Origin of the sequence: Microcoleus sp. S36b_A4 (assembly GCF_036700645.1) — a bacterium.
Taxonomy (GTDB): Bacteria; Cyanobacteriota; Cyanobacteriia; order Cyanobacteriales; family Microcoleaceae; genus Microcoleus.
This window is the reverse complement of sequence record NZ_JAUBPI010000026.1, coordinates 18,872-32,222: the sequence shown is the minus strand read 5'-3', so window position 1 is coordinate 32,222 and position 13,351 is coordinate 18,872. Positions and strand designations below refer to the sequence as shown.

Below are 13,351 nucleotides of genomic sequence, written 5' to 3'. Positions count from 1 at the left end.
ACTTAATCGCTTTTGCCGCCGATAATGCAGAGGGAAAACAAGAGAATGATTACAAAAAATATGGGTGTATTCAGGACTTTATACAAAATTTTGCTTTAATACCCCCTTTATTCTTTATTCTCTTAGAGAGGGACTTAGTTTGTCTAGTAGCGGTTTCAACCGCCGAATCCTATAAACTGATTCATTTTCCCTTAAAACATATCTGCCGGATCGGCGGCTTGCAGCTTGCGAGTAGCAATTGCTCCCGAAATAGTGCACATAATCACGTTCAAAAGTAATACTATAAATGCTCTAAGCAGCGTCATATAAAGCGGTAAATTTGTGGCTTGGCGGGTTAAAGAGTAAAGTCCGAAAGAAACTCCTACTCCTGGCAAAAAACCGAGGACGGAAAGAATTAGAGCTTCTTCAAAAACGATGCCCAGTAAATAAACATTGCGGTAGCCCATCGCTTTAAAAGTAGCGTATTCTCCCATGTGGTCGCTGACATCGGTTGAGAGAACTTGATAAACAATAATCACACCAACTACAAAACCCATCGCGACGCCTAAATTAAACACAAAGCCGATCGCAGTATTCTTAGCCCAATAGTTTTTCTCAAAATCGATAAATTCTTGTTTGGTTAATACCTTGACATCCGGCGGCAAATATGCTTTCAAAACTTGTTGAACTTCCACGGGGTCAGCACCCGGTTGCAGTTGAATTAATCCGGCATTAACACTCGCGGCATTTTGTCTCGCAAACAGGCGCAGGTAATTTTGATCGCTAGTCATCAAAATACCATCGGCGGCAAAAGATGCTCCAACTGTGAATAAACCGCTGACGTTAATCGTGCGTCGCTCGACCTCAGCTTTAACGGCTTTGCCTCGATCGATTTGGGCGATCGTTTTTTGGTAATCTCCCCTAGAAGCTCGATCGAACAACACGGTATCCGGCAATTTAATCGCGTTCAAATTTTGGTTAACTTCGGGAAGCGCAAACGCAGGGCGATTCGGATTGAAACCCACCACCATCAGCGACGTTTCGCGCCGAGTTTCGGGATTTTTCCAGTTAGCAATTTTCACGTAAAGCGGCTCGGCTGATTTCACCCCCGGTACGTTCATTGCTTGATACAATCTGCGTCTGGGGAAGGAAGACAAATTAATCAAATTTCGCGCTTGGGGGTGAATCAAAACTAAGTCTGTTTGCAAGCTTTGGTGCAGCCGCGTATTGCTGGTGTAAAGGGCATTTTGAAAGCCTAACTGCATGAACATCAAAACGTCAGCAAAGGCAATTCCTGCTACTGCAACGGCCATTCTGCCTTTGTCGTGACTCAGTTGCAGCCATCCGAGGGAAGTTCTGCGTCTTAATTGTTGTAAGGGTTTTATGAGTCCAAGCATAGGATTTTAGATTTTAGATTTTGGATTTTGGATTGAAGAAAGCGACCCTGCGGTTTAAGACTTCTTAATCTTTAATTTCCCCGATCGCCACTTTGACTTGCAAATTGGTGAATCCCGCTACTTTCTGGCTGGAAGCTTGATCTAAGCGCACTTTTACTTCGACAATTCGACTATCAATATTCGCAGAAGGATCGGTGTTAACAATGTTTTGTCGCTGCACTTGCAAACCAATATGTTCGACAGTTCCCCGCAATTCGCCTGTCAAAGCATCGCTAGTAATTTTGGCGGTTTGTCCGAGGCGTACTTTGTCCACATCGCTTTCGTAGATTTCCGCAACAGCCAGCATCTCGCGAGTTTGTCCAAGTTCGACAATGCCGTCGTTTCCCACCCTTTCCCCCGGATGCGTATGAATTTTCAGGACTTGGGCGTCTCTGGGAGCACGGATGTAAGCTAGATCCAGATTGGCTTTGGCTTGTTTGGCTGCAGAAGCGGCGGAACTGACTTCGGCGGCTGCTGCTGCTATGTCAACGGGGCGTACTTCGGCGATGCGATCGAGATTTGCTTTGGCTTCGTCGATTTGCTGTTGTCGAGATTGCTCAACTTGGCTGAGTTTGGCTTGCGCTTCGTTAATTTGTTGTTGGCGGGATTGCTGAATTTGGTTAAGTTTGGCTTGCGCTTCGTTAATTTGTTGTTGGCGGGATTGGCGAATTTGATTCAGTTTTGCCTTTCCTTCGTTGATTTGCTGTTGGGCGGTTTCGGCGGCGAGGCTTTTGCTGTCGCTAGTTGAGGCGGAAATTGCTCCCTGTTCATAGAGTTGGGAGTAACGCTGATCCTCGCTGATGGCGTTGCGGAGTTCGGCTTGTAGACGGGCAATTGTGGCTTGTTGGGTTTGAATTTCACCTTGTTGTTCGGCCCTGATGCGGGCAATTGTGGCTTGTTGCGCTGCAATTTCGGTGCTGCGATCGATTTCTAGACGGGCAACGATCGCCTGTTGCGCTGTGATTTCGTTGCTGCGATCGGCTCTTATGCGGGCAATAGTGGCTTTCTGGGCTTGGATTTCGCCGTTTTTGGCTCCAGCTTTGACTTTTGCTAGGTTTGCCTCGGCGACGCGCACTTGTTCTTGAGCTTGGTCTAGGGCCGCTTGCAGGCGATCGCGACTGTCGAGAATTGCGATCGCCTGGCCTGTTTTCACCCTGTCTCCCTCTTTTACCAACAGTTGATCGATCCGGTTTCCTTCCGCAGCACCGGAGGCGGAGACTTTAATTACTTCTCCTCTGGGTTCGAGTCGCCCCAAGGCTGTAACTGTTGTTAATTGGGATGCTGTGACGGCTGCTGCTGCGGCTACTGCGTTCGGATCGGGTATGCGCGATCGCCAGATCGTATAGCCTGTGGTTCCTGCTGCCCCCAGGGTTGCTACTGCTGCCACAACTAGGAGTTGTTTAACTAGGGATGGATTTGAGGATAAGCTGTCTGCTGTTGGTTGGTGTACCATGACATACCTCTTTTTGAGGAATAAAACTAAACCGTTTAGTTCTGATATGTTTTAATACTAAACCGTTCAGTATAATAATGTCAAGATCCCAAATAAAAATTACAGAAGCAAGGTATGGCAAGGACAAAACCGATCGAACCAGACGCAGCAGCAAGTGACAAAACCGAGCAAATCCTGCAAGGTGCGATGCAAGAATTTTTAGCCCACGGCTACGCGGGGACGAGTATGGACAAGGTAGCGAAGACGGGCGGAGTTTCCAAAGCCACGGTTTACAGCTATTTTACAGATAAAGAAGGATTATTCGCGGCTTTGGTACAGCGGCTGGCGCGAGAAAAAGTCCATTTTACAGTTCTGGATGAAGAACCGGCCGTAGCGCTGCGATTCGTTGCCACAACTCTATTAGAGCAGGTGACGCAGGAACCTGAATTTCTCAATTTTGTGAGGTTAGTGATTGCGGAGTCGGGGCGTTTTCCCCAGTTAGCGCAGACTTTTGTGAAAAACTTAGCCAAACCGGGGATCGATCGGCTTACTCAATATTTCGCATCGCATCCAGAGTTAAAATTGCCAGATCCGGAGGCAACGGCGCGGATTTTTATTGGATCGCTGGTATATTTCCAGTTAACGCAGCATATGATGCACGGCAAAGATATTATCCCAATGGAGCGCGATCGACTGATCGAGGGTCTGCTGCATTTGATCTTATCCCCGCAGTCCAATTCCTAAGTGCGATCGACAAAATTTAGGAATTTTATTTGAGAGCGATCGCAGCCATAAAGAGCGAGATCCCTTTATGGCTGCGATCGCAGGTTCTATTCAGGTGTTTTTCCTAACCTGTCCCTCAATTCCTCCGCAGATAACTGCGGCAGTTGTTCTACAAACAATGTCAATTCTGCCACAGGCAATGCAAATAAATTAGTAACTGCTGCAGGCAGAAGATCGCCCAATTCAGGCGATCGTATTTGCAAGACACTTTCAGCTAACAATTTAACCGCTGCTTCCCGCCCTGTTTCATCGACTGTTAACATCGATATTGCCAGCAACAAAACTGTAAATTCCGCCGCCAACTTGGATATTGGAGATAGAAAAACTGTCATTTTTGGACTTGATTCTCCAAATCTAACTCGCAGAAAATTTTCTAATATTAAGCGCTGTTGTTCTTGTCTGCCTCGTTCTAGTCCTTGTTCTAGCCCTCGTTCTAATCCTTCTTCTAGTCCTTGTTCTAGTCCTTCTTCTCTAGCTTGTTGCTGTGCGGCTTGTATTTGTTGTTGAAAAAGTGGTGCAATGGCCATAATTAACTCCCGCTCTTCTGGCTCTAATACTTGTGGCGCATCGGTTACTAAAATAATTGGGTTTAAAGCCCCGTCCTTGTAGGACGGCTTTCTGTGTTATACTTACGCTGACACGACAAGCGTAACTATGTTGGTATTTGAGGCAAAACTTGAGGGGACGAAGCAACAGTACGAGAGGCTAGACGAAGCCATCCGCACCGCTCGCTTCGTTCGCAATAGCTGTCTGAGATACTGGCTCGACAACTTGGGAATCGGCAAGTACGAGTTAAGCGCCTACTGCGCTGTCCTAGCCAAAGAATTTCATTGGGCTGCTAAACTCAACTCTCAAGCGCGTCAGGCTTCTGCCGAAAGAGCTTGGTCTGCAATTGCGCGGTTCTACGACAACTGCAAAAAAAGCACACCAGGGAAAAAGGGCTTCCCGCGTTTTAAAAAACATCAGACGCACGACTCTGTTGAATATAAAACAACAGGCTATAAGTTGTCGGATGATAGACGTACTATCACTTTCACTGATGGGTTTGAAGCCGGAAGTTTTAAGTTGTGGGGAACTCGCGACTTGCACTTCTACCAATTAAAGCAGCTTAAGCGCGTGCGTGTTGTTCGTAGAGCCGACGGTTACTACGTTCAGTTTTTGATCGACCAAGAACGACTAGAAAAGAGAACGCCAACTGGTAAAACACTAGGTTTGGACGTTGGTTTGACTCACTTCTACACAGATTCAGACGGTCAAACAATTGAAAACCCGCGTCATCTGAGAAAGTCCGAGAAAGCTCTCAAACGACTGAATCGGCGTCTTTCGAGAACAAAAAAAGGCTCCCAAAATAAAGCCAAAGCAAGAAACCGATTAAGTAGAAAACACCTCAAAGTAAGTAGACAACGTAAAGATTTTGCCGTGAAATTGGCAAGATGCGTAATCCAGTCTAGCGACTTGGTTGCCTACGAAGATTTGCAGGTGCGAAATATGGTCAAAAATAGAAAGCTAGCTAAATCTATTTCGGATGCTGCATGGTCTGCTTTCCGTCAATGGTTGGAATATTTCGGCAAAGTGTTTGGAGTGGTAACAGTTGCTGTACCACCGCACTACACTTCGCAAAATTGTTCTAACTGTGGGGAAATCGTCAAAAAGTCTTTGAGTCAAAGAACGCACCGCTGCCAACATTGCGGTGTTGTACTCTTACGTGACTGGAATGCCGCAATCAACATACTTGAGTTAGGACTTCGTACCGTGGGGCACACGGAAACGTTAAACGCCTCTGGAGACATCGACCGCTGCATTGGTGAGGCAACTCCTCAATGTAAGTCGAGTCGTGGAAAGAGGAAGCCTAAACAGTGATGTTTAGAATCCCCGACCGTTTACGGCGGGGAGGATGTCAATAAATTTGACTGTAACCGATACAGCAATTCTAGCGCGATAATCCGCAACGGATCGTCTGTTGCTAAAGCGCTTAATTGGGAAATAGCCCTTTGCTGCACTCCCCCTTTGCCCAAAATCCTCAACCACAGCGTGTCTGGAGTTTCTGGCAACTGGTGAATAGCCACAATTGCAGTTCGCAAAGATTCCCCCAAAAAATAAATTCCCTGCATCCAATTCTCTGTGTCTGGTATCGCATTAAAGCTATCTACCAATGCTTTCGATGCTGTGGGCATCAATCGATTTTAGATTTTAGATTTTAGATTGAAGAAAGTGAAGTAAACATCGATTTCTCAGACTTCCGAAGTCACATCGCGGCCGATATTAACCGTTCCGAGTGGCGACAGCAATTCCTCCAGGTATTCTTTGGCAAAGAGATCGTGAATAAATCGCGTCATAGAAATTATTTCAAACGCTAAATAGATTTTTTAGCCGTTTTCTCACCCATTCTACAGGATTTTCATCCTCTTCTGCTGCATCTACCAATTCCATTTCTCGCAATAATTGCTGTCTCTCGCTGAGTTCTTCTTTGTGTTTGACTATTTCTTGAATAATCTGTTCAGATAAATCCGGTCGTTCAGTTAAAACTTTCTGGAAACCTTCTTTATTGATGGCAAACAAAATTGTTTCTTCCAAAGCTCTTACCGAAGCAGTTCTGGGGATGCCCAACATCAAAGAAAGTTCCCCGAAAAACTGACCAGAACCGAGGTTATTCAGATGTTTGTCAATAGCTTCTACAAAAACTTCTACTGAACCTGAAAGAATCATGTAAAAAGCATCTCCGGGGTCGTTTTCGTGAAACAAATATTCTTGCGATCGCAGCCGTTTGCGGTATCCAACTTCAATCAATTGCCGCAATTCCAGATCGGTCAGATTTTCAAAGTATTCCACCTCTCGCAGCAAACAGCTAAGCGACGATGGCTTTTTCAGTTTCTCTGCAAAAATTGGCGGTTTTTGCTCATTTTCCGAGTAACTGTTCGGGAGGTCAATTGCAGTTTCTTTTTTGTTGAACATTGACAACAGAACTTCGGGGTTTTGCAAATAAATTTCTCTGTCATTGAACGGAAATTCTATCTTTTGGTGGCGGAAATTGTATTCAATTGCAAAATTTAAAGAACTTTTAATTATTTCTCTTTCAGTCGGCTTGTCCGTCCAAACTAAAAGTTCAAATTTAAAACTATCATCACCAAACTCGACAAACAATACTTTCGGATTGGGCTCGTACAAAACTCCTGCTTCTTTGTAAGCAATATTTAACAGAGTTTCTGTCACTAACAGCGGGTTACTATTCTCCGCTACTTCTACGGGAACTCGCAGACAGAGTAGGGAGTTTTCGTAACTCCAGTTAACAATTTTGTTGCTAATCATTTTGCTGTTGGGAACAATGACGCTAGAGTCCTCAGTGGTTTGGATGATGGTCGATCGAATCGAGATTTTTTTGACGATTCCCATTAATCCTTCTAATTCCACAAAGTCTCCAACTTTCACAGGTCTGTCTAAAAGCAGCGTTAAGCCACTGACAAAATTAGTTGTTAAATCTTGGATTCCGAAGCCAATTCCGACTCCCAATCCCCCCGCAACTACTGCAAAAGAAGCGAGGTTGAAACCGATGCTTTGGATGGCGACTATCACCCCCAAAGCTACTATCAAATACCCAATAATTACTGCGATCGCTTCCCGGTTTCCCTCGTCAATTCCCAGTCTGACTAGCAAGCGTTCCTTAAGAAAGTTTGTAAAAGAGCGTGCTATGACAAGGATAGCCATAAACAATACAATCAGTTCCACCAGTGACTGCAACGATACTGGATTTTCACCTATTTTAAATAGGGTAGCTGTAAATATTTGCGATATCTGTGTCAATACTTCTTCGGGAATTGTATTCAATTTAAATTCAGGAAACAAGGTTTTTTGTGTGGTCATTTTTTAAGGAAAGTAGTAAAAAATAAAGTTCTCAGTACCCAATGTAAAAATAAAATACTGAGATCGTTATCCTAAATGTTAACCTGTTTTTAGAGTAAAAAAAGTGAAGTCGTTAGATAGAGATGTGGTTCCTCATAATACGCAGTTATCCCTCTTGCCAATTTTTCGGATACCTGGTCTTCGCAGGCCTGCGGTTAGTGTGCCACTTTTTCGCGAGCCGAGAGCCGACTCATCTATTGTTAAAGCGATCGCTCTACTAACTTTAGTCAACATTAACTCGATTTGAGTTTATCATACTCTCCACTATTTTTTTTTGAAGTCCCGTTATCAACTTAAGCAGGGATTATTCAATGACTATTTAAGTGGACAAGTCAAATATCCAAGTATTACAATGATTTTGACTGGTGGGAGAGATATTGCTATTACTCTGCCAGTTGCTTCCCTCTTGTGTATATCTAAATGAAAATTTAACGCATCTAGCTAAAATTGATAACGTTCCAAGAATACTTGGCATTCTACTGACATGGGGGAAAAACTATAATTTAATCGCATTTGTCAATCCGTAATTTTACTTAAAATACTGCTTGTTGAGGAGTGGAAAATTGGCGATTTGGGGGTTGGTGGGCATAAATATGGCGATCGCCATGATTGCTCGATCGCCCAAATCTAAGTTTTCCCCCAAATCTGAGTAAATGCTGAGCATAATTCCTGATTGACAAACGCTGCCCTAGCTTATGTTGTCACCAATGTACTACCCATAAAATTGATTAGGAATAGAATTGATGAGCAATAGAACTGCTTGGCGATACATCCGAAGAATTAACGGAAATATTGTCGCAAGGGATACATATATCGCCGATTGAAAGCCTAATGGTCGCCCTACTGAACGTTTTATTCAGTACCCAAATAGGAAAAAAGGAAAACCTTACGAACCCATAATTGGAAAGAAGTTCTAGAATTATAGCTGAAATGCACGAGCCAACATGAGCACATTCCCACCACATAAAAACCAACCGCCCCAGCAAGAGAACACAACAGCACAGGTATTGCGACAGGCTCACTTCGACGCTTTTTTTGCAGGTGCCAATGCCGGAATGCTGATTTTTGACCGCCAACTCCGGTATGTCCAAATTAACGAAGTTTTGGCCCAGATGAATGGCGTTTGTGTGGCAGACCATATTGGTAGGTCAGTGCGTGAAGTGCTGCCAGAATTGGCTGCGACTGTGGAACCAATGCTGCAAGGCATTCTGGATACGGGCAAGGCAATTCTCGACTATGAATTAGTGGGTGAAACGCCGAAAGAACCGGGCATCCTGCGCTACTGGCAAGCATCTTACTATCCTTTGTTGGACGAAAATGGCATCGTTTTTGGTCTTGGTGGGATTGTAATTGAAATTACCGATCGCAAGCGGGCAGAACAAAAGCAGGCACGACTGACGGCAATTTTGGAAGCAACTTCCGACTTAGTAGGAGTTGTGGATGCGGCTGGGCATAGCGTCTATCTCAACAAAGCCGGACAGGAAATGCTGGGGATGTCTCTAGAGGAAGCACGATCGCCGTTTACTATAGATTCTGTATTAGCTCCCTCGGCTAAAGCAAAGTTCCACAACGAAATAATTCCCACCGCCTTGCGAGAGGGTAGGTGGGCTGGTGAAATCCTATTTTTGTCACGGGATGGGGAAGAAATTCCAGTCTCCCAGGTTTTGATCGTCCACAAAACCGAAGCGGGTGAAGTCGAGTTTATTTCCACTATTGCGCGGGATATTAGCGAACAACAAGCTGCGCTGCGCGATCGCAAAAAAGCAGAGGAAGAGCGGCAATTGCTTGTTACAACGATCGAGAATAGCCGTGACTTTATTGGCGTTGCCTCGATGGATGGTCGCCCTATACTCGTGAATCAGGCTGGTCGGGATTTGGTGGGACTCAGTAGTTTGAACGAAGCCAAAACCAAACACATTACCGACTTCTTCATGGCAGAAGATTTGGACTTTGTACAGCAGTCTATTATGCCTGCAATAATGCAAGAGGGAAGTTGGCGGAGTGATTTCCGCTTCAGACATTTCGTGACAGGTCAACCCATCGCCGTAGATTACACCCTATTTCTGGTAAACCATCCAGAGACTAATGAACCCGTAGGGATTGCCACTATTACGCGGGATATTCGCGATCGCAAAAACGCAGAAGATGTCCTAAAACAAAGTGAAGAACGATTTCGTTCTTTGATCGAAGCTACCGCTCAAAGTATTTGGATCGGTAATGCTGAGGGCGAATTGGCCAGCGAGCAACCTACTTTAGGTGCATTTACAGGACTGACATTTGATGAGTACAAGGGATGGGGCTGGCTAGACACGATCCACCCAGACGATCGCGCTCATGTTGCTAGTATATGGTCGGCTGCCGTGGCCAATCGCTCGCTCTATGAAGATGAATTACGTATGCGCCGCTATGACGGCGAATATCGGTACATGAGTTGTCGTGGTATACCACTACTGAATGCGGATGGTTCAATTCGGGAATGGATTGGGGCTAATACAGATATTACCGATCGCAAACAAGCTGAAGAAGCTCTGCGCGAACAGCAAGCTGCGCTGCGCGATCGCAACGTCTTGCTGAGCTCTATCTTGGAAAGTACGCCAGACATAATAGTTGTTAAAGACCGGGAAGGCCGATACGTTGCCCTTAATTCCAATGGGGCAAAATCCTTTTACGGTAAACCCATTGAGGAGATCCTGGGTAAAGACGATTCGGAACTCCTTCCCCCGGAGGCCGCCGTTGCAATAATGGCAAAAGACCGCGAGATCATGGAAGCAGGCACTACTGAAACCTACGAAGAAGATGTTTCTAATGGTAAGATCACCACTTCTTTTTTAACGACAAAAGCCCCTTGGCGGGACGCTCAGGGCAATATTCTCGGCATGATCGCCATAGCACGAAACATTAGCGATCGCAAACAAGCTGAAGAAGCTCTGCGCGATCGTAATGCACTGCTAAACTCTATTTTGGAAAGTACACCCGACTTCATTGTCGTTAAAGATCGAGAAGGGCGTTATGTTGCCATTAACTCCAATTTGGCAAACTTCTTGGGCAAGCCAAGTGAGGAAATCATCGGCAAAGATGATTGGGAATTACTGCCTAACGCTGCCCGTGAAATGATGGCAAAAGATCGTCAAATCATGGCAACAGGAATCACTGAGAGTTACGAGGAAGATATCTCTCTTGATGAAACCCCTAGGACCTTTTTAACTACAAAAGCTCCTTGGCGGGATGCTAATGGCAATATCCTCGGCCTGATCGCCACAACACGAGATATTACCGATCGCAAACAAGCGGAAGAAGCGTTGCGACATAAAGAAACTCAGTATCGCAGTATTTTTGAGTCGGTGAACGATGGCATTATCATCACAGAACTAGAAACCGGAAAAGTAGTCGCCATCAATCCGGCGCAAGCCAGAATCCACGGCTACACTTATGAGGAGTTCACTCAACTACCACCTGGAGGCTTCATACACCCAGATAGTTACCACCTATTTGTGGACTTCTTAGAAACTGTGAAGGCAGGTAAGCAGTTCTTCTGTCATGCCATTGATATCCACAAGGATAACAAGTGTATTGATGTGGAAGTTACAGCAACCCCCTATTGGCAGGATGACAAGCTGTATGCGTTATCTGTGGTGCGAGATATTACCGATCGCAAACAAGCGGAAGATGCGATCAAACAAAGCGAAGAACGCTATCGTTCGCTAATCGCTGCTACGTCCCAAATGGTCTGGATAACGGATGCAGAAGGAAGATGCCCAGATCTACCAACTTTCAGAGCTTACACTGGACAAACCGTAGACGAAGTGGTTGGTTTTGGCTGGTTAGATGCAATTCACCCAGACGATCGCGAACCAACAGTTCAGGTCTGGATGGAAGCAGTGCAAACGAAAAGTAGGTATGACATAGAATATCGCATCCGGGGTGCAGATGGAAACTATCGTTATTTTCAAGCTAGAGCGGTGCCAATTCTGAATGAAGATGGCAGCATCCGGGAGTGGATTGGCACTTCCAGCGATATCCACGATCGCAAACAAGCGGAAGATGCGATCAAACAAAGCGAAGAACGCTATCGTTCGCTAATTCTTGCTACGTCCCAAATTGTCTGGACAGGCGATTCTGAGGGGCGATGCCCGGATATGCCGACTCTGAGAGCTTACACCGGACAAACCGTAGAGGAGGTGGTTGGTTTTGGCTGGTTAAATGCAATTCACCCGGACGATCGCGAATCAACCGCTCAGGCGTGGATGGAAGCAGTGCAAACGAAAAGCCTGTATGACATAGAATATCGAATCCGGGGAGCGGATGGAAACTATCGTTATTTCCAAGGTAGGGGCGTACCTATTCTGAATGAAGATGGCAGCATCCGGGAGTGGGTTGGCACTTGCACCGATATCCACGATCGCAAACAAGCAGAATTCCTAATGGCAAAAGCTAAGGAAGCAGCCGAAGCAGCAAGTCGCGCTAAAAGTGAATTCCTTGCCAATATGAGCCACGAGTTGCGGACTCCCCTTAATGGCATCATGGGATACGCCCAAATTCTTCAGCGTTCCAAATCCTTGAATCAAGAAGAGCGATCGCGCATTGATGTTATTTATCAGTGCGGTTCCCATTTACTGACCTTAATCAATGATATTCTCGACTTGTCGAAGATTGAAGCACAGAAAGTGGAACTCATGCCTACGGATTTTCATTTCCCGGCGTTCCTGCAAGGTGTCGCAGAAATGTGTCGTATCCGAGCTGAACTAAAGGGAATTCAGTTTCATTTTCCATCAAGCCCCGAACTCCCGATCGGTATTCATGCGGATGAAAAACGCTTGCGACAAGTGTTAATTAATCTTTTAAGTAACGCTATTAAATTTACGGATGAGGGTGCTGTTACTTTTATAGTCAGCTTTGCCACAGAAGAAAAAATTCGCTTTGAAATACGCGATACAGGTACCGGCATTGCCCAAGATCAACTCCAAGCTATCTTTCAGCCCTTCGAGCAGGTAGGAGATCGCAGGCGGCAGACGGAAGGTACGGGATTAGGACTGGCAATTAGCCAAAGGATTGTAGAACTAATGGGCAGTACCATTCAGGTTCAAAGTGAGATGAATGTTGGCAGTATTTTCTGGTTTGATGTCAATCTATCTCAAGCCGATGAATGGGTGAAAACTTCTCAAATTGACCATCGCGGCCAGATTATCGGCATCAAAGACCGCCAGCCTAAGATTGTGGTTATTGATGACAAATGGGCTAACCGTTCCGTAGTTAGCAATTTGCTCAGTCCGCTAGGCTTTGAGGTGTCTGAAGCAAACGATGGGGAGGAAGGCTGGGAAAAAATTCTGGAGGTACAGCCAGATTTAATCGTTACCGACTTACTAATGCCCGAACTAGATGGCTTCGAGCTAATTAAGCGGGTTAGAGAATCGGACAACTTCAAAGACATCATCATTATTGTCTCTTCTGCCAGCGTATTTGAAGCCGATCAATACAGAAGTTTAGAAGCAGGAGGCAACTCTTTTATTCCCAAACCTGTTCAAGCCACGGAACTCCTGCAAAAATTACAACAGTATCTTGATTTAGAATGGGTTTATGAAGCTAATGAAGATCCCCTGGCGATCGGCTCAGACACCGATGAGCTAATTGCCCCGCCAGCTAAAGAAATGGAAATTCTATACGAACTGGCTATGAAAGGAAATTTCCTAGAAATAGTTAAGCAGGCGGTATTACTTGAAGAAATAGATCCCCAATATATTCCCTTTGCTAAAAGATTGCATCAGATGGCAAAGGACTTTCAAGACGAAGAGATTTTAACGTTTATTGAGTCCTACAAGTAAGGTTT

At 45.2% G+C, this 13,351-nt stretch carries 9 protein-coding genes; 3 read left to right on the top strand and 6 right to left on the bottom strand.

The annotated features are described in order from the left end of the window. Positions 1 to 191: 191 nt before the first annotated feature. Positions 192 to 1,376, bottom strand: a complete 1,185-nt coding sequence (gene devC, locus QUA03_RS10870; RefSeq protein WP_333211958.1) for an ABC transporter permease DevC — start codon at positions 1,374 to 1,376, stop codon at positions 192 to 194. A 64-nt stretch (positions 1,377 to 1,440) separates the two neighbouring features. Next, the gene (locus QUA03_RS10865; RefSeq protein WP_333211956.1) at positions 1,441 to 2,868 is read right to left on the bottom strand and encodes an HlyD family efflux transporter periplasmic adaptor subunit; all 1,428 of its coding nucleotides are present in this window, start codon (positions 2,866 to 2,868) and stop codon (positions 1,441 to 1,443) included. A 114-nt stretch (positions 2,869 to 2,982) separates the two neighbouring features. Between QUA03_RS10865 and QUA03_RS10860 the strand changes: the two genes are divergently transcribed. Then, the gene (locus tag QUA03_RS10860; RefSeq protein ID WP_333211954.1) at positions 2,983 to 3,591 is read left to right on the top strand and encodes a TetR/AcrR family transcriptional regulator; all 609 of its coding nucleotides are present in this window, start codon (positions 2,983 to 2,985) and stop codon (positions 3,589 to 3,591) included. 86 nt (positions 3,592 to 3,677) lie between these two features. Here QUA03_RS10860 and QUA03_RS10855 read toward each other — a convergent pair whose 3' ends face one another. After that, positions 3,678 to 4,157: a hypothetical protein gene (locus QUA03_RS10855; RefSeq protein WP_333211953.1), complete on the bottom strand. Its 480-nt coding sequence runs from the start codon at positions 4,155 to 4,157 to the stop codon at positions 3,678 to 3,680. A gap of 127 nt (positions 4,158 to 4,284) precedes the next feature. Between QUA03_RS10855 and QUA03_RS10850 the strand changes: the two genes are divergently transcribed. Beyond that, positions 4,285 to 5,490 carry a transposase gene (locus tag QUA03_RS10850; RefSeq protein WP_333211951.1) on the top strand — a complete coding sequence of 402 codons (1,206 nt, stop codon included), beginning with the start codon at positions 4,285 to 4,287 and terminating at the stop codon, positions 5,488 to 5,490. A gap of 20 nt (positions 5,491 to 5,510) precedes the next feature. Here QUA03_RS10850 and QUA03_RS10845 read toward each other — a convergent pair whose 3' ends face one another. From QUA03_RS10845 to QUA03_RS10835, 3 genes are all read right to left on the bottom strand, one after another. Then, entirely contained in the window at positions 5,511 to 5,807 is a 297-nt protein-coding gene (locus QUA03_RS10845; RefSeq protein ID WP_333211950.1) for a hypothetical protein, read from the bottom strand. A 169-nt stretch (positions 5,808 to 5,976) separates the two neighbouring features. After that, positions 5,977 to 7,488: a mechanosensitive ion channel domain-containing protein gene (locus tag QUA03_RS10840; protein ID WP_333211948.1), complete on the bottom strand. Its 1,512-nt coding sequence runs from the start codon at positions 7,486 to 7,488 to the stop codon at positions 5,977 to 5,979. Between the two features lie 568 nt (positions 7,489 to 8,056). Continuing rightward, the gene (locus tag QUA03_RS10835; RefSeq protein WP_333211946.1) at positions 8,057 to 8,191 is read right to left on the bottom strand and encodes a hypothetical protein; all 135 of its coding nucleotides are present in this window, start codon (positions 8,189 to 8,191) and stop codon (positions 8,057 to 8,059) included. Between the two features lie 280 nt (positions 8,192 to 8,471). On the opposite strand from QUA03_RS10835, the gene QUA03_RS10830 reads away from it, so the two are divergent. Beyond that, entirely contained in the window at positions 8,472 to 13,346 is a 4,875-nt protein-coding gene (locus QUA03_RS10830) for a PAS domain S-box protein (protein WP_333211944.1), read from the top strand. Positions 13,347 to 13,351 lie beyond the last annotated feature (5 nt).